Below are 17,469 nucleotides of genomic sequence, written 5' to 3' on the forward strand. Positions count from 1 at the left end.
ACTTGTCAGCACAAGAATTGGATCTGCGCGATTATTTCCAGATTGTCAGGAAGAGACTGTGGATGATTGTTAGTATTGTTATCGTGGCATGTGTACTTGCCGGGGTCTACAGCTTATACATCAAGAATCCGGTGTATGAGGCTTCAACGAAGATTATCGTTAATCAGACACCTACTCAATCTACAGTAGGGCAGCTGGATCTGAACCAGATTAATACGAATATTCAGCTGATTAATACGTACAAGGAAATTATTAAGACACCGGCAATCCTCGATGTTGTGGCCAAGGACTATCCGCAATTCGCTATTACTGCAGAGGAGATGCTGAAGAAAGTTAATGTGAGTTCCGTAAATAATACGCAGGTGATGACACTTGTCGTTCGAGATAATTCATACCAGAGAGCCGCAGAAATCGTGAATGCCATATCACTTGTGTTCAAGCAGGAGATTCCTTCCCTGTTCAATGTGCAGAATGTGTCCATCCTCAATGAAGCTAAGCTTAATCCCTCGGTTGCTCCAGGACCGGTAGAACCGAATGTGGTGATGAACCTCGCGATTGCCTTCATTGTATCCTTGATGATCGGTCTGGGAATTGCCTTCTTGCTGGAATACTTAGATGATACGCTGAAGACAGAAGATGACATTAAGAAATACCTTGGACTTCCAACGATCGCAATGATTACGCGGCTTGGACAAGAAGAAACGAAGACTACGGAACAGCAAGTACAGACGCAGACCAGAAAGGCGGGGGAACTCGAACATGTCACAGCAGCCAAATAAACAACGCCATCTGATTACCGTGACCAACCCGCGCTCACCTGTATCTGAAGCTTTCCGGGCACTGCGTACGAATATTGATTTCTCTTCGGTAGATGAACGGATACAGATCATTATGGTCACTTCCTCCGGGCCTGAGGAAGGAAAGTCTACAGTGACAGCTAACCTTGCCGCTGCCTATGCTCAAGCGGATAAGAAGGTGCTGCTCATTGACGGTGACTTGCGTAAGCCAACAGCACATAAGACTTTTTCGCTCAGTAACCGTTACGGATTGTCTTCACTATTATCCCAGCAGGCGGATTTGTCTGAAGTCATTCAAGAATCCGGTATAAATAACCTTTCGCTGATGACATCTGGGCCGATTCCTCCAAATCCGGCAGAGATGATGGCTTCCAACCGCATGAGTGCGGTTCTGCAGGAGCTGCGCCAGCTGTTCGATGTTATTCTAATTGACACACCGCCACTATTGGCAGTTACAGATGCGCAGATTGTGGCCTCCAAGAGCGATGGTGTGATTATGGTTGTGAGTTACGGCAAGGTGAAGCGGGATATTGCCGTTAAGGCGAAGGCAGGTCTGGACCGGGTTGGAGCAAGAATGCTAGGCGTAGTACTGAACAATGTTAAGCGTAAGGCTAGTGAAGGCTACTACTATTACTATTATGGCAATTAAGTTTCCTATTGAAGAAAATTGTTATTTTTGGAGGCACTAAAAATGACAGCGAAAACTAGAGTCTTAATGTTATTTATGATTGATATTGCGATAATTTGGTTCAGTGTAGTTACTTCCTACATGTTTCGTTTCTTCGATGGCATTCCTCATGAGTATGTTGTCCAAATGCTGCAGTTTGGATCGATTTCTACGGTTGCTATCGGAGGGACTTTAATTTATTTTGGGCTGTATCGCCGGATGTGGCAATATGCCAGTATCGGAGAAATAGTATCTATTCTTAAAGCTATTGTCTTTGGGGCTATCATTGCTTATGGTATATCTTTGATAATTCTACCGGCACGGGTACCTTTTGGAGTCGAAGTCCGGGTTATGGAGACAACACTGGTTCTTGTTGGCGGTATTCGTTTTCTCTGGAGATTTCTTCGTAAGGAACGAATGAATGATAAGCATACTGAGACCCACGCCGTAATTGTTGGGGCAGGGGATTGTGGAATGCTAATCGCCAAGGAAATGATGGGACCTTCGTTTGCGCATACGAAGTTAGTAGGCTTCATTGATGACAGCCCGAATAAACATCATATGTCTATCCTGGGCCTGCCTGTTCTAGGGAACAGATATGATCTGCCTCGTCTGGTGAAAGAGAAGGATATTCATGAGATTATTATTGCGATGCCTTCAGTCTCCAGAACTGAAATATCGGAGATAATCAACTTAGCTAAGACAACCGGTGCTAAGCTGAAGATTATCCCTGCCTTGAATGATCTGATCGCTGGCAAGATTTCTGTTAAGAAGCTCCGCGATGTTAGTGTGGAAGATTTACTAGGCCGTGAGCCGATAGTAGCTGATATGAACAGTATTCTGGGTTATGTTCATAATAAGACAGTACTCGTTACAGGAGCTGGTGGTTCAATCGGGTCAGAGCTATGCCGTCAGATTTCTCCATTTGCCCCTGATAAGCTGTTAATCCTCGGACATGGAGAGAATAGCATTTATACCATAGAGATGGAATTGCGTAAGAACTTCCCTTATCTGAACATTGTTACGATTATTGCTGATGTTCAGGATCGTATAAGATTGATGGACGTATTCCAGAGTTACAAACCGCATGTCGTCTTTCATGCGGCAGCGCATAAGCACGTTCCCTTAATGGAGCGTAATCCATCGGAAGCAATAAAAAATAATGTGTTCGGTACCCGGAATGTGGCGGATTGTGCTGACAAATATGGAACAGAACGCTTTGTAATGATATCTTCGGATAAAGCGGTTAACCCAACCAGTGTTATGGGAGCAACAAAACGGATAGCAGAAATGTATGTACAGAGTTTAAATGCATCAAGCCATACGAAGTTCTCGGCCGTTCGATTCGGTAACGTACTTGGTAGTCGCGGTAGTGTAATTCCGGCTTTTAAGAAGCAGATCGCAGCTGGAGGTCCAGTCACCGTTACACATCCCGAGATGGTCCGCTATTTCATGACAATACCGGAAGCAGTTCAGCTGGTAATTCAATCGGGTTCTTTTGCCAAGGGTGGCGAAGTGTTTGTACTGGATATGGGTGAACCGGTAAAAATATTGAATTTAGCAGAGGACTTGATTACTTTATCCGGTTATGAGCCTTATACAGATATTGATATTACCTTCTCAGGTATTCGTGAAGGTGAGAAACTGTACGAGGAGCTACTTACGGACGAAGAGAATCTTGGCTCCACTCAGCATGATCGTATATTCATTGGCAGACCTAACGTTATAAGTCAGAATCAATTGGAACTAGAATTCAAACGATTGGAACGAGTTCTGACTGAAGAGCCAAGTGCAATTCGCGAGGTAATTAATCAGATTGTTCCGATGCAGCCTGTTGCCCAAGCCGCCATTAGTTAACTAACATTAACGGAGGATAACGATGTTCAACAAGAGATGGAAGAAAGTGCTAGTGTGGTCTCTGTCCGTAGTTTTAGTAATAGTGATTGGTGGATTGTTCGCTGCAAACTATGCGGTTGATAAATTAATGACCTCAATGGCTGGTGGATTGGATTTAGAACAGGATAACACTTCCGATAGCGAGAGTGTAGTTATTGAACCTATTGTGGAACCTACTACTGAACCGGCAAATACAGCTACTATTGGGAAGAATGATATTGAAAAGATTGTACCCTCAGCATCATCGGTTACAAATGAGGAGAATATGCCTATAAGTTCTCCTAATACTTCAGGGGGGAGTGTGAAAACGGCTACTCCCGCTTCAACTACTCAACCTGCTAGTACTCCATCTTCTGAGAAAGTGACAGAAACCGGAGGATACTCTGCGCAGGTCTCAACTGATAAAGCTAAGCAGATTCAAGAAAATGTTACTGTGAAAGAAAAAGCGGATGTTGCTTCGATTGTAATGGGTCAATTAAGTGTATCGGATATCAAACGATTACAGGAATTGGCCTCTGGTGGATTAACCATTGAAGAGAAACGCGAAGCACGCAAGATCATTCTTGATAATGTCTCGGCGGATCAATATAATGAACTTTCGTCAATTGCAAAGAAGTACGGAGTGAGTGAAGGAAAGACACAAGAACAGGTTATAGCAGAAGAAAAAGCTGTGGAAGAAGGAAGTGAATAGCAATGAACAAAATTAAAATCCCGGCAACAGTTTTGCTGTTGCTTTTATTAATAGGGGCCGCTCCATTAACAGCATCAGCGCCTTTATCTGCCTCAGCTGCATCAGTAGCGGCAGTAACAACTCCATCTGTGAAAACTGACTTAATTAAAGTTCGAAATATGGATGTTAAGATGATATTTGATGGTGTAGGTATGGTTCCGCCGTCAGGACAATTAGTATTTATCCATAAGAATACAACCTATGTACCCGTAAGATTCATGTCTTACGCTCTTCAAAAGAGCGTAACATGGGATGCTAATAATCTTAAGGTCTCAGTAAACGAACCAAACAGTACGGAGTTAGTCATAATTAAAGAGTATTTAATGAATGCAGCGAATATCCAAAGAACTTTGGATACATCCAAGAGTGTTACATTATCTGAGGTGAAGGCTAGCTATGTTTTTAATGGAGCTGCCAAAACAATTCCTAACAGCCAGTCCAGTTATATAATAAATGGAACTCTATATGTGCCACTTCGATTCCTTTCAGAGTCGGCAGGGAATTCGATTAAGTGGGATCAGAAGGCAAAAGTCATTACGGCTACCTCTAAGGCATATCAAGCACAAATTGGAGAAGGTAATAAAGAAACAGTACCTTCAGCTACTTCCACGCCATCACAGACGGATACTTCAAAAGAAAAACCTGAGAAAGTTTCTTATGAATCTATAACCAGTGCAACAGAAGCCAGACTTAATACCCTGAAATCGCAAAGTGAGTCAACGTTATTTGGTACCGCTATGGAATATCTTGCTGCTCAGGACGATGCTAGTAAGCAGAACATTATTGCAAAAGGGAAGCAGCAATTGGCATCCTTCACAGCAAGTTTTAATAGTATCGTTGCAGATGCCGAAGTACAACTCAAAGCAAATGGATACAGTACAGATATAATTGCTCAATATAGAAGTGTTTTTGAGTCAGAGCTTCAGAATGGCTTACAGGCAGTTGCAGGTATGGCGGACTAATCTCCGCCTCTTATTCTTACATAGAAGAGGTTGAGGGTAAAATGAAGCCGTATTTAATTGTAAAAAGAATACTCGATTGTTTGTTTGCTTGCATACTACTCATCATTACTTCTCCTATTATGCTAATAGCGGCAATAGCTATTAAAGTCAGTTCTAATGGTCCTATTCTCTTTAGTCAAAAGCGTCCCGGAAAACATGCCAATATTTTTACGGTGCTAAAGTTTAGAACGATGTCATTAGAAAGAGATTTGCATGGTGATTTATTACCTGACATAGAGAGAATGACACGGATAGGATCTTTTTTGAGAAAAAGTAGTATTGACGAGTTGCCCCAATTAATAAATGTCATGAAGGGTGATATGAGTTTTATTGGACCAAGACCTCTCCTTGTTGAATATTTAGATTACTATTCTAAAGAAGAACTACGCAGACATGATGTAACTCCAGGGATATCGGGATGGGCCCAAGTAAATGGGCGGAATGCAATATCATGGGATGAAAAGTTTAAATTAGATCTTTGGTATGTTGATCATATTAGTTTATTTCTTGACTTGAAAATAGTTATCAAAACATTATTAAATGTTATTCGGAAGACAAACATTAATAGTTCAGAAGTCGTTACTATGTCTTCTTTATCCTCTTTAAGAAAGCACAACTTATAATTCTTTGAATATTCTCGTATGGAGGATTCTATGCTAAACATTAATATAGTGACAGTTATAGGGGCTAATGGTGCTATGGGAGCAGCGGTAGCTGGTATTTTTGCTTCTTTTGGAAATGTTAAAGTAAATATGGTAAGCAGAACGCTTAATAAGTCTCTGGAAGGAATTGAAAAAGCGGTTAAATCTGTTAGGGCAGATTCCATCAGGAGTAATTTGGTTGCCCGTACATATGAAGACCTAGCGGCATGTATCCATGAGTCCGATTGGGTATTTGAATCAGTAGCTGAAGATTATGAGATTAAAGATGAAATTAATACTGTTATTGCAAGATATAGAAAGCCAGGAACGATTGTTAGTACAGGTACATCAGGGCTTTCGATAGAAAAATTAAAGAATGTGTTTGATGAAGAGGCTAAATCTTTGTATTTTGTGACTCATTTTTTCAATCCTCCGTATAGTTTGCCATTATGTGAATTAATACCTAATGAGTCTGCCGATGCGGATACTATCGAATCACTTAAACTATATCTAGAGCAAGTTCTAATCAGAAAAGTAGTTGTACTGAAGGATGCTCCAGCCTTTCTAGCGAATCGTATAGGGTTCCAATTCATGAATGAAGCACTTCAATTTGCCGAACTCTATGAAGATAGAGGTGGTATTGATTATATCGATGCTATTTTAGGCCCTTTCACAGGCAGAGGAATGGCTCCATTAGTAACAGTTGATTTTATAGGTCTTGATGTTTATAAAGCAATTACAGATAATCTCTATCATAGTATTTCAGATTTATATAGTAACTCCTTTATCTTGCCTCGATTTGTAGATAGTCTTATTAACGAGGGTAAGCTGGGAAGGAAATGTGGACAGGGATTATATAAACTTGATAGAGACAGTACTGGTAAAAAGCATATATTCGTTTACGATATTAAATCTCAGACTTATCGAGCTAAGATTAAATATTCATTCTATTTCGTCGAGAAGATGGTTGCTGCAATTAAAGAGTCTAAATACGAGGAAGCTATTAGAATACTCCTTAATAATGACTCCGAAGAAGCGAAAATATCTACTTACTTCTTGATAAAATATGTTGTCTATTCTGTATTTGTCACAAAAGAAATTGCGGATAGTATTCATGATGCGGATACCGTAATGTCATATGGGTTCAACTGGGTTCCACCGCTTGGCCTACTTGAGTTGTTTGGTGGTAAAGAAGCAATAATTGAATCTATGAAAACGGATAATAGGCTACTCCCGTTCATATCAGCATTCAGTGAAACGGAAATTTATCCTTCAAAGCTAAATTACAGAAGGTACTTGAGGGCCAAATTCTAGATATATCATGGAGGATAAGAATGAGCAGAGTATACGTACTTGGTGGAGAACAAAGTGATTATGAAAGAAACTGGAGTAAGGAAGGCAAGTCTCTTACTGGGATGTTTAGAGAAATAATAGAAGATGGATTACGATCTACCAATATATCAGTAGAAGAGATAGGGAAATTAAATATTCAGAATAAAGTCGGCGCTTTTGTAGGGAATTTTGCAGCAGAAAACTACTTGTCGCAAGGCCATTTAGGTGCATTCTTGACTGAAGTTGATGATGTGTTTTATGGTCTTCCATCTGCCCGATACGAAGCAGCTTGTGCATCGGGTTCAGTTGCCATTGATGCTGCAGTAGCAAAAATTAAGAGTCAAGAATATGACTTGGCACTTGTTGTGGGTATCGAGATGATGAAAACGGTCGACAGTAAGCTTAGTGGAGCTTTTCTTGGGAGTGCATCATACTACGAGAAGGAAGCGCAGGGTATCGACTTTCCATTTCCTAATTTGTTTAGTAAGCTGGCCGATGCTACTATTGAAAAATATAAGCTTGAAACTGAGCGTTATATGAACAATTTGGCGGAAATTTCTTATATTAACTATTCTAATGCTAAAAGGAACCCTAAAGCTCAAACTAGAAACTGGTTTATGAGTAAAGCGCAGGCTAAAATGAGAAAGACAGAATCTAACCAACTTGTGGGCGGACGATTAGCTGTTAGTGATTGTTCTCAAACGACAGATGGGGCAGCAATGGTATTCCTTGCTTCAGAAGAGTATGCTCATAATTATTGTAAAAGGAATAACCTGCAAATTAGTGAGCTTCCATATATTAAAGGATGGGGACATAGAAATGCTCCACTAACTTTTGACTCGAAAATAAAGGAAAGTATAAACGATCCATATCTTCTTAAATGGACTCGGGTTGCAGTTAAAGATGCATATACAAAATCCGGTTTGACAGTTGAGGATATGGATTTATTTGAAGTGCATGACTGCTTTACATCTAGTGAATATGCTTCATTATCATGTCTGGGTCTAACGGAACCTGGAAAGGAATACGAAGCAATTGAATCTGGATTAATCACTTTTGAAGGTGATAAGCCAGTAAATCCAAGTGGGGGATTAATAGGAGGAGGTCATCCGGTCGGAGCCTCTGGTGTAAGGATGTTGTTGGACTTGTATAAACAACTTGCCAATAAAGCTGGAGATTATCAAGTTGAGAATGCCAAAAATGCGATGATGTTAAACATTGGGGGATCAGCAACTACAAACTATACATTTGTATTAGGTAAAGACTAGGAGGAAAAGTATCCATGCAGGACCTTGTACTTATAGGAGCAGGTGGATTCGGAAGAGAAGTTGCCTGGTTAGTGAGTAATATTAATCGAGTTAAGGAAACTTGGAACCTTATTGGATTTATAGATAACAATTCAGCCCTTAAAGGTGAAACTATCAATGGTATTCCGGTTTTGGGGGGCGTGGAATGGTTCGGTACAAGAGAAGCAAATATTTCAGTAGTTTCCACTATAGGCAATGCTAAGACCAGAAGGAAATCAATTTCTGAATTATCAAGATTCTCAAATATCAATTACGTGACATTAATAGATCCTTCTGTAGTAATGTCGGAATGGGTAGAAATTGGTGAAGGCAGTATTATATGTGCAGGCTCTATACTAACAGTAAATATCACACTAGGTACCCATGTTATTGTTAACTTAGATTGCACTATTGGACACGATGCTGTAATCGGCGATTATTCTACGTTGTATCCAAGTGTTAATCTCTCTGGAAATACTTTGGTTAACAATAATGTAGAATTAGGAACAGGCTCTCAAGTGATACAAGGTATAACCATCGAAGAAGGAACTATTGTTGGAGCTGGTGCTGTGGTAGTTAGAGATCTACCAGCGAATTGTACGGCGGTAGGTTCGCCAGCTAAACCTATAAAGTTTAATTAATATAAAAGGTGACGATAAAATGACTAGAGAACGTATATTCCTATCTCCTCCTCACATGAGCGGGAATGAAATGAAATATATCCAAGAAGCATTTGATACGAATTGGATAGCACCCTTAGGAACAAATGTAGACAAGTTTGAAGAGGAAATGTGTGAATATGTTGGGGTGGATCATGCATTAGCCCTTTCTTCAGGCACTGCTGGGATTCATCTGGCATTAAAATACTACGGAGTCGGCCCGGGGGATTATGTATTCTGCTCAGATTTAACTTTTGCAGGCAGTTGTAACCCGATCTTATACCAATATGCTAATCCAGTATTTATTGACTCTGAACCAGAAACATGGAATATGTCTCCGATTGCACTCGAAAAAGCTTTTGAGTGGGCAAAAACAGAAAATAAAATGCCTAAAGCTGTTATTATCGTAGATCTTTATGGACAAAGTGCTGATTATGATCAACTTCTTCCTATTTGCAAAAAATACGGTGTACCAGTAATTGAGGATGCTGCAGAAGCGTTAGGTGCAACCTATAAAGGGAAAAAGTGTGGCACGTTTGGTGATATTAGTATTTTCTCGTTTAATGGAAACAAAATCATTACTACCTCTGGTGGAGGGATGGTTGTATCCAATGACGAGCAGGCCATAAAGAAAATGCGTTTTTGGGCAACACAATCAAGAGAATCTGCAAAACACTATGAACATAAGGAAATAGGTTATAATTATAGAATGTCCAATATTTGTGCTGGAATTGGGAGAGGACAATTAGAGGCGTTAGATAGTTTCGTAAATAAACGAAAAGCCATTAATACTAAATATAAGTCGTTACTAAGTAAACTGCCTATTGAGTTTATGCCTGTTCATAGTAATGGTGAGTCGAACTATTGGTTGTCTGTGATTGTAGTGCCGAATAATGGAATTCAAGACCTTGTCTTGAAAGAACTTGAAAAAGAAAATATTGAGGCTCGACCAGTATGGAAGCCAATGCATATGCAGCCTCTTTTTGCGAAGTGTACATTTTTTAGCCATTATAATATATTATCAGAAACTTTGTTTGAAGAAGGTATCTGTCTTCCGTGCGGGACTGGAATGTCCACAAAGGATGTAGAGCGAGTAGTCTCAAACATACAAGAGTCTTTTAAAGCAGTAATGATTTAAATGTGAAAATTATACTTAGTGCATAATATATTTCGCAATTTTTATATGGAAATATATTTAAATATTATTATAAGGAAGAAAAGAGAATGAAGGGTTAGGTATTTAAATGAAAAAAGTATTAATGTTAGCTTCAGTGGCTTCAATGATTGAAAAATTTAATATGTCAAATATCCGAATACTTATGGATTTGGGTTATGAAGTGCATATTGCTGCGAATTTTGAGTATAGTAATACTAGTTCGGAGAATCGTATTATTGAGTTTAAAAAAGAGCTTGAGGGTTTGGGGATTCGACACTATCATATTGATTTCTCAAGAAAAGTAACTAGTATTTCTTCTCATATACTAGCTTACAGACAAATAGCTGAATTAATGTCCCAGAACCAATATGAGTTTGTTCACTGTCACTCTCCTATAGGAGGGGTTTGTGGGCGTATAGCTGCAAAAAGAACTCGTACTAAAGTGATTTATACTGCTCATGGATTTCATTTCTTTAAAGGAGCTCCATTGAAGAATTGGCTGTTATACTATCCAATCGAGAGAGCTTTGGCGAATTATACTGATGTATTAATTACTATAAATCATGAGGATTATAATAGGGCTTCAAAATCATTTAAGGCAAAAAAAGTAAAATATATACCGAGTGTAGGTTTAAACACCGAGGAGTTTAACAGTATAGTTGTAGATAAAGAAGCAAAGCGACGTGAAATAGCAGTTCCAGAAGATGCGATCATGTTCTTATCAGTAGGTGAATTAGATAGTAGGAAAAATCATGAAACTCCAATACGAGCACTAGCAAATATTAATAATAAAAATTTGTATTATGTCATATGTGGTACAGGGCATCTATTGGAATATCTTAAGAATTTGTGTAAGGAACTTGGGGTAGAGAAGAATGTTCTGCTACTGGGATATCGTACCGATATTGCGGAATTATGTAAATCATCAGATATTTATATATTCCCTTCTCAAAGGGAAGGTCTGGGTATGGCAGCTCTTGAGGGAATGTCTGTTGGTTTGCCCTTGATATCCTCTTATATTAATGGAATTAGAGATTATACTGAAGATGGTAAAACAGGATTCTGTTTACATCCTTTTGATATTAATGGCTTCGGAATAGCAATGGAACAGTTAGCTGGTGATGCAGATTTAAGAAGGAAAATGGGGATTTATAATCAGAGTGTTGTTGAAAATTTCGAGATTCAGAAAGTCAATAAAATAATGAGTGGGATCTATCAAGATAAATAATATGGTTCGACTATTATAATTAATTTCAAGGACATTGCTATTAAGGAGTAAGATTAAACAATGACGATTAGAGTACTGCATATTCTAAATTCTTTGGGCAATGGTGGGGCAGAATCTTTTATTTTTAATATGTATAGAAATATAAATAGGGATATTATTCAATTTGATTTTCTATTGAGGTCAAAAGACAATAATCCCTTTTTAATTGATGAAGTAAGTAGACTGGGGGGGGAGATTTATATAACACCAGAATTCCCCAGATATCCTCTTGCTAATTATAAAGCAACGGACCATTTTTTCGAACAACATCATGATAAATATAAAGTTATTCATGTTCATGCAAATGCTTTATTATATATAACTCCTTTTCTATTAGCAAAAAAGTATAAAATTCAAAGTAGAATATTACATAGCCACAACACAGCAACGGAAAAACATTTGTTGTATAAGGAAATTCATCGTTTTAATAGATTGTTTGTTAGTAAATTAGCTACACATTATTTCTCATGTGGTTATGAAGCTGGAGAATGGATGTTTAAAAAGAAGGAATTTGAAATAATTAATAATGCCATTGATACAAAAAAATATATTTTTAATGAAGAAATAAAGAAGAAAATTAGGCATGATATGAAGTTAGAAAATGGATTTGTTATTGGTCACGTGGGAAGATTTGTTGAACAAAAAAACCATGCCTTTCTAATCGATATTTTCAATGGGATTTATAATCAAAATCCCAAAGCATATCTGATATTAATTGGAGATGGCGAATTATTACCTTCTATAAAAGAGAAGGTAAATCAGCTGAACCTTAGTGAAAATGTCTTCTTTTTAGGACTGAGACAAGATGTTACAGATCTATTACAAGCATTTGATGTTTTTGTTTTTCCTTCCTTATTTGAAGGTCTACCAATCGCATTAATAGAAGCTCAGGCAGCTGGATTACCATGTTTTGTTTCAAATAATATTTCTAGTAAAGCTAAAATAACGGATTTAGTGAATTTTTTATCAATTGAGGAAACAAGTTCTCTTTGGGCTGATACCATTCTAAAAAAGTCAGCAGATTATTTAAGAACGGATATGACAAAGGAAATTGAATCTAATGATTTTGATATAGTTGAAAATGTGGAAAAGATACAACAAATATATATGAAGATGGCTAACTGAATATGTTTGATGGAAAGGTAGGACATGGTGAGAAAAATAATATCACAACATCAAAGTAACAATAGAATTCTGATGCTTTGTCCAGATCAAAATGATTCTTGGGCAACAGAAACAGCAAAACAAAATAAAGACATTGATATTTTAACATTATATAAGCCGTGTAATAAAATGTTTAGAATATTAAGACGACTGTTTGTGGAAATAAACGTGTCAATCCGTCCATTTTTATCTTCTTGGTATAAAAAAATGAATGATTATAGCGTTATCATTATTGATGCAAATATAATTAATAGTACATTACCACAATGGTTACGTAAAAAAAAATATAAAGGGCGAATTATATATTGGTATTGGAATCCAGTTAGTTCATGTGTGCATCCGAAAAAAATAAGAAATGATTTGTGTGAAATTTGGTCTTTTGACCCTTTAGACTGTGAAAACTATAAAATGCATTTTAATTCTCAATATTATTTTTCAACATTTAAGTTGGAAGAAGAAATAGATATTAAATACGATGTTTTCTTTATTGGAAGGGAAAAAGGCAGGCTCGATTATCTTAATGAGCTTGAAACCGTTATGAATTCAATGGGAATAACAACGTATTTTCATATAGTTAATGGTAATAAATTGCTTGAACAAAAGCATGAATATAAACCGCTGATTTCATATGACAAGGTATTAAGATTAATTGGAGAGAGTAGGGTGATTTTAGATATTGTTCAAGTGGGGCAAAGTGGACAAACATTGAGATCAATGGAAGCTTTATTCTTTTCAAAGAAAATGATTACCAATAACAAAAGTATAATTGATTGTGATTTCTACTGTAAGGAAAATATTTTTGTTTTAGATGTAGACGATATTACAAGACTGAAAGAATTTATTAACACTCCATTTAAGCTGATTGAGAAGAATATAATTGATAAATATGAATTTAGTGAATGGATTAAAAGGTTTCAAGATGAGGAGTAGTACATCATGTTATTTATATTGTTTGTTAGTTTATTAATATTGACTTGCATATTATTATACCTTAATGATGGTGATCCATTAGCTCCTAGTAGTTTGTCTAGTGAAATGTTTACATTGAGCACTTTGGTTGCTCTGTTAAATCAGAAAAAATGGGGTGTTGAATACTCTGCTTACACAATTATTGTCATATTAACTGGGTTAATTGCTTTTAGTATAGGTGCATTTTTTGTGAAAAATATAATAGGCAAAAAGAAGATTGTCCATCAATTTAAACAAGAAAATATTTATGCTTTAAATAAAAAACTAATTTACATAAAACCTAATGTTGTGATATTGATCTTGTTTTTTATGATTATTATTACCTTTTTTCATGTGAAAAAAACTTATGAAATTAGCTTAATCATGGGGAATACTGGTGGATTCATGACGATGCTACAGTATGCTAGAATCGCATATATATATACCGATATTTCTGTTGGAAATATTTTAGCTATTCTTGGATTTATGGTTGGTGGTTTAGGGTATATTTTTGTTTTCATCCTTATTTATAATTTCATATATTTTGGTAAAAAATCACTAAAAATGATATATTTCCTTCCAGTCATAGTATATATTATCCTTGCTACTATGGGAACAGGTCGAACAGTTTTCATAAGATTTATGGTAGCGATTTTGACAATAGCAGTACTATTATGGTTTGAAAAGAAAAACATAAAAAAATTGAAAATGTCCTATGTTATAAGAATATTAATGATAGCGATATTCGCAGTAATCGCCTTTTTTATAGCATTTCAATTATTAGGAACTTTAACTGGTAAAACAGGTGAAGCTTCGACATTAGATATGCTATCTATTTATTCAGGCAGCTCAATTCCAGCTTTAAATATATTTTTAGATAATAATAGTGTAAATGGAAATATATTTGGAAGTGAAAGTTTTCATAGTTTGTACTCAACCTTAAATAAATTGGGGTTAAATTTTCCAGACGATACAATTCATCTTAGTTTTGTTGATTTCATTAATGGATACAGAACGAATATATATACTGCATTAAGAACTTATATTTTTGACTTCGGATATACTGGAATGATCTTGATACAATTTATTATGGGTGTACTTTTTTCCCTTTACTATACGAATATAAAAAATGGTGGATTGAACTATATATTTATAATAATTTATGGTTATTTAAATTATGGCTTGGCTATACAAGCTATAGAAGATGAACTACTCAGATCATTTATGTCTGTTACTCAAATTTTTGAATTATTATTTATTGTTGTTTTTTATCGAATCTTAATTAAAAAAAATTGAATCTCTTACTTTATTAAGTGAATTGCTTTATTAATTTCTTTTAACTAACTGGTTAAGAATGTTGAGGTACAAAAATGAAGAGTTTTATTAAAAACTTCTCCTATACTTTAGTCTCTAACTTTGTATCTTTATTGGTATCGACTTTAGTGATACTAATAGTACCAAAATTAATCGGACTTGGAGAGTACGGTTATTGGCAGTTATTTATATTTTATTCTGCTTATGTGGGGTTTTTGCACTTTGGATGGAATGATGGAATTTATCTGAGATATGGCGGTAAAGAATATAAGGACCTTGACAAAAGAAAATTTTTCTCTCAGTTTTATATGTTAATAATTCTACAACTACTAATTGCTACAGTAGTACTTATTTTCACCAAGTACTTTATAAGTGATTCCAATAGGATATTTATAATATGTATGACTGTTTTATGCATGATAATTGTAAATGTTAGATATATGCTACTGTATATATTACAAAGTACAAATAGAATTAAGGAATATGCAAAAATAACGATAGCAGATCGTATCTTATACTCTATTCTGATCCTTTCTTTTTTATTAGTTGGAATCAGAGAATATCAGTTATTGGTGATAGCTGATCTAATTGGTAAAGGATTATCATTGGTATATGCTATGTATATTTGTAAAGATATTGTTTTTCGAAAAATATCCAGCTTTTATTTCGATTTTAAAGAAGTTCTGGAAAATACCAGTGTTGGAATAAAACTAATGTTCGCAAATATTGCAAGTATGTTAATTATTGGTATAATTAGAGTTGGGATAGAACGAACTTGGGACGTATCCACATTTGGAAAGATATCACTTACATTAAATGTATGTAACCTTATAATGATTTTTATAAATGCTGTGGGAATAATTATGTTTCCATTATTAAGAAGGACAGACGAAGAAAAGTTAGCGAATATATACATTACAATTAAGGATATCCTGATAATCGTATTGTGGGGGACGCTCATTGCGTATTATCCACTTAAATTCATACTCTCCGCTTGGCTACCAAAATATTCTGATAGTTTAGTTTATATGGCATTGGTTTTCCCTATGTGTGTTTACGAAGGGAAAATGGCATTGTTGATTAATACATTTTTAAAAACAATGAGAAAAGAAAAATTAATTCTGAAAATCAATTTAATATCATTTGGATTAAGTTTGATTTTCACATTAATAACTACTTCTATACTTAATAATTTGAACTTGGCTATATTATCTATTGTTATTATTTTGGCATTTAGATGTATATTGTCTGAAATATATATATCTAGGATTTTAATGGTACCTGTATATAAAGATGTCATCTTAGAATTAATAATGGTATCAGTATTCATGGTAGTAGGCTGGTTCATAAACTCTTTCTTTGGAGTACTAATATATTTAAGTGCCTACTTAATATATCTATTTATAAAGCGTAAAGATATCTTTGAAACTTTTAGAAATGTGAGATTAATAATTAGTTCAAAGGATATAACCCAAATGGAGAATGTTCGAATTACCAGATCGATTTTATAGAGTTGGATTATATGTGAATTAATATTGATTATTAAAGTGCCACTTTAGATTGGCTTTGTAAAGGAAACTTTAAAAATTTAAAATTACAAATAGTTTAAGGTCCTAACTCACAGAATAAAAGGATATGCTTTTTCGGTTTGAGGGATTTTGAACATCTTTTTAATTTCCACCAAATAATTCACATTATTTTGAAGGAGTGAATTTAATTGAAAGGCATTATCCTAGCCGGTGGCTCCGGAACCCGCCTCTACCCATTAACCATGGTAACCAGTAAACAACTTCTACCCGTTTACGACAAACCCATGATCTATTACCCATTATCTACCTTAATGCTTGCCGGAATTAATGAGATCCTTATCATCTCCACGCCAGAAGATACTCCGAGATTCCAAAGTCTATTTGGCGACGGGTCTCAGTTCGGTATTTCCCTACAATACATAGTTCAACCAAGTCCTGACGGTTTAGCTCAGGCTTTTATTTTGGGCGAATCGTTCATTGGAGATGACTCTGTGGCTATGATTCTTGGAGATAATATTTACTACGGGAATGGAATCCGTAAAATGCTCCAGCGTGCTTCGGACAAAGCACAAGGTGCGACTGTGTTCGGTTATCACGTACAAGATCCGGAGCGTTTCGGTGTGGTTGAATTCAACGAGGAAGGCAAAGTGTTAAGCGTGGAAGAAAAGCCGACACAGCCTAAGTCTAATTATGCGATCACGGGTCTCTACTTCTATGATAACCGTGTTGTGGAGATTGCCAAGAATGTACAGCCTTCCTCCAGAGGTGAACTTGAGATTACTTCGATTAATGAAGCCTATCTCAAAATGGGTGAGCTGGATGTTGAACTCCTGGGGCGTGGTTTCACTTGGCTGGATACCGGAACTCATCAGAGTCTTGTGGATGCTACGAACTTTGTCCGGACGATCGAAGACCATCAAGGGATTAAGATTGCCGCTCTTGAAGAGATTGCATATATTAATGGATGGATTACGAAAGAACACCTGTTAAGCTGCGGGCAGAAGCTAAGCAAGACGGGCTACGGCCAATATCTGATCAAGGTAGCTACCGGGAAGATTCAATATTAAGCAGTAAAGGTGTGG

At 36.3% G+C, this 17,469-nt stretch carries 16 protein-coding genes; all 16 read left to right on the forward strand.

Features of this window, described 5'->3' with window-relative positions; genetic code table 11:
- The first annotated feature begins 2 nt into the window (after positions 1-2).
- The 16 genes from MKX70_RS12375 to rfbA all read left to right on the forward strand — a co-directional run bounded on the left by MKX70_RS12375 (position 3) and on the right by rfbA (position 17,454).
- Positions 3-779, forward strand: a complete 777-nt coding sequence (locus tag MKX70_RS12375) for a YveK family protein (protein ID WP_340840094.1) — start codon at positions 3-5, stop codon at positions 777-779.
- Positions 760-1,446 carry a CpsD/CapB family tyrosine-protein kinase gene (locus tag MKX70_RS12380; RefSeq protein ID WP_340840095.1) on the forward strand — a complete coding sequence of 229 codons (687 nt, stop codon included), beginning with the start codon at positions 760-762 and terminating at the stop codon, positions 1,444-1,446. Before MKX70_RS12375 ends, MKX70_RS12380 begins: the two co-directional genes overlap by 20 nt.
- A gap of 42 nt (positions 1,447-1,488) precedes the next feature.
- Positions 1,489-3,321 (forward strand): polysaccharide biosynthesis protein, encoded by a 1,833-nt coding sequence (locus MKX70_RS12385; RefSeq protein ID WP_340840096.1) that lies wholly within the window; start codon positions 1,489-1,491, stop codon positions 3,319-3,321.
- Between the two features lie 22 nt (positions 3,322-3,343).
- Complete coding sequence (locus MKX70_RS12390; RefSeq protein WP_340783086.1) at positions 3,344-4,051, forward strand: hypothetical protein; 708 nt, start codon at positions 3,344-3,346, stop codon at positions 4,049-4,051.
- 2 nt (positions 4,052-4,053) lie between these two features.
- On the forward strand, positions 4,054-5,052 hold the full coding sequence (locus MKX70_RS12395; RefSeq protein WP_340783088.1) for a copper amine oxidase N-terminal domain-containing protein: 999 nt from the start codon (positions 4,054-4,056) through the stop codon (positions 5,050-5,052).
- Between the two features lie 41 nt (positions 5,053-5,093).
- Entirely contained in the window at positions 5,094-5,714 is a 621-nt protein-coding gene (locus MKX70_RS12400) for a sugar transferase (RefSeq protein ID WP_340840097.1), read from the forward strand.
- Between the two features lie 30 nt (positions 5,715-5,744).
- Positions 5,745-7,046: a 3-hydroxyacyl-CoA dehydrogenase family protein gene (locus MKX70_RS12405; RefSeq protein ID WP_340840098.1), complete on the forward strand. Its 1,302-nt coding sequence runs from the start codon at positions 5,745-5,747 to the stop codon at positions 7,044-7,046.
- A 20-nt stretch (positions 7,047-7,066) separates the two neighbouring features.
- On the forward strand, positions 7,067-8,332 hold the full coding sequence (locus MKX70_RS12410; protein ID WP_340840099.1) for an acetyl-CoA acetyltransferase: 1,266 nt from the start codon (positions 7,067-7,069) through the stop codon (positions 8,330-8,332).
- Positions 8,333-8,346: 14 nt separating this feature from the next.
- Positions 8,347-8,991, forward strand: a complete 645-nt coding sequence (locus MKX70_RS12415) for an acetyltransferase (protein WP_340840100.1) — start codon at positions 8,347-8,349, stop codon at positions 8,989-8,991.
- Positions 8,992-9,010: 19 nt separating this feature from the next.
- On the forward strand, positions 9,011-10,147 hold the full coding sequence (locus tag MKX70_RS12420) for a DegT/DnrJ/EryC1/StrS family aminotransferase (RefSeq protein WP_340840101.1): 1,137 nt from the start codon (positions 9,011-9,013) through the stop codon (positions 10,145-10,147).
- Positions 10,148-10,253: 106 nt separating this feature from the next.
- Entirely contained in the window at positions 10,254-11,393 is a 1,140-nt protein-coding gene (locus MKX70_RS12425; RefSeq protein WP_340840102.1) for a glycosyltransferase family 4 protein, read from the forward strand.
- Between the two features lie 60 nt (positions 11,394-11,453).
- Positions 11,454-12,557 carry a glycosyltransferase family 1 protein gene (locus MKX70_RS12430; RefSeq protein ID WP_340840104.1) on the forward strand — a complete coding sequence of 368 codons (1,104 nt, stop codon included), beginning with the start codon at positions 11,454-11,456 and terminating at the stop codon, positions 12,555-12,557.
- 24 nt (positions 12,558-12,581) lie between these two features.
- Positions 12,582-13,526, forward strand: a complete 945-nt coding sequence (locus MKX70_RS12435) for a hypothetical protein (RefSeq protein ID WP_340840105.1) — start codon at positions 12,582-12,584, stop codon at positions 13,524-13,526.
- A gap of 6 nt (positions 13,527-13,532) precedes the next feature.
- The gene (locus tag MKX70_RS12440) at positions 13,533-14,840 is read left to right on the forward strand and encodes an O-antigen polymerase (RefSeq protein ID WP_340840106.1); all 1,308 of its coding nucleotides are present in this window, start codon (positions 13,533-13,535) and stop codon (positions 14,838-14,840) included.
- A gap of 74 nt (positions 14,841-14,914) precedes the next feature.
- Positions 14,915-16,369 (forward strand): hypothetical protein, encoded by a 1,455-nt coding sequence (locus tag MKX70_RS12445; protein WP_340840107.1) that lies wholly within the window; start codon positions 14,915-14,917, stop codon positions 16,367-16,369.
- Positions 16,370-16,575: 206 nt separating this feature from the next.
- Positions 16,576-17,454 (forward strand): glucose-1-phosphate thymidylyltransferase RfbA, encoded by an 879-nt coding sequence (gene rfbA / locus MKX70_RS12450; RefSeq protein WP_340840108.1) that lies wholly within the window; start codon positions 16,576-16,578, stop codon positions 17,452-17,454.
- Positions 17,455-17,469 lie beyond the last annotated feature (15 nt).

Origin of the sequence: Paenibacillus sp. FSL R7-0312 (assembly GCF_038004445.1) — a bacterium.
In the GTDB taxonomy this organism is placed as follows: Bacteria; Bacillota; Bacilli; order Paenibacillales; family Paenibacillaceae; genus Paenibacillus_AQ.

What these genes read in the sequence shown, in the direction of transcription:
- MKX70_RS12380 (WP_340840095.1), top strand. Translation starts at nt 760, where the DNA reads ATGTCACAGCAGCCAAATAAACAACGCCATCTGATTACCGTGACCAAC.
- MKX70_RS12385 (WP_340840096.1), top strand. Translation starts at nt 1,489, where the DNA reads ATGACAGCGAAAACTAGAGTCTTAATGTTATTTATGATTGATATTGCG.
- MKX70_RS12390 (WP_340783086.1), top strand. Translation starts at nt 3,344, where the DNA reads ATGTTCAACAAGAGATGGAAGAAAGTGCTAGTGTGGTCTCTGTCCGTA.
- MKX70_RS12395 (WP_340783088.1), top strand. Translation starts at nt 4,054, where the DNA reads ATGAACAAAATTAAAATCCCGGCAACAGTTTTGCTGTTGCTTTTATTA.
- MKX70_RS12400 (WP_340840097.1), top strand. Translation starts at nt 5,094, where the DNA reads ATGAAGCCGTATTTAATTGTAAAAAGAATACTCGATTGTTTGTTTGCT.
- MKX70_RS12405 (WP_340840098.1), top strand. Translation starts at nt 5,745, where the DNA reads ATGCTAAACATTAATATAGTGACAGTTATAGGGGCTAATGGTGCTATG.
- MKX70_RS12410 (WP_340840099.1), top strand. Translation starts at nt 7,067, where the DNA reads ATGAGCAGAGTATACGTACTTGGTGGAGAACAAAGTGATTATGAAAGA.
- MKX70_RS12415 (WP_340840100.1), top strand. Translation starts at nt 8,347, where the DNA reads ATGCAGGACCTTGTACTTATAGGAGCAGGTGGATTCGGAAGAGAAGTT.
- MKX70_RS12420 (WP_340840101.1), top strand. Translation starts at nt 9,011, where the DNA reads ATGACTAGAGAACGTATATTCCTATCTCCTCCTCACATGAGCGGGAAT.
- MKX70_RS12425 (WP_340840102.1), top strand. Translation starts at nt 10,254, where the DNA reads ATGAAAAAAGTATTAATGTTAGCTTCAGTGGCTTCAATGATTGAAAAA.
- MKX70_RS12430 (WP_340840104.1), top strand. Translation starts at nt 11,454, where the DNA reads ATGACGATTAGAGTACTGCATATTCTAAATTCTTTGGGCAATGGTGGG.
- MKX70_RS12435 (WP_340840105.1), top strand. Translation starts at nt 12,582, where the DNA reads ATGGTGAGAAAAATAATATCACAACATCAAAGTAACAATAGAATTCTG.
- MKX70_RS12440 (WP_340840106.1), top strand. Translation starts at nt 13,533, where the DNA reads ATGTTATTTATATTGTTTGTTAGTTTATTAATATTGACTTGCATATTA.
- MKX70_RS12445 (WP_340840107.1), top strand. Translation starts at nt 14,915, where the DNA reads ATGAAGAGTTTTATTAAAAACTTCTCCTATACTTTAGTCTCTAACTTT.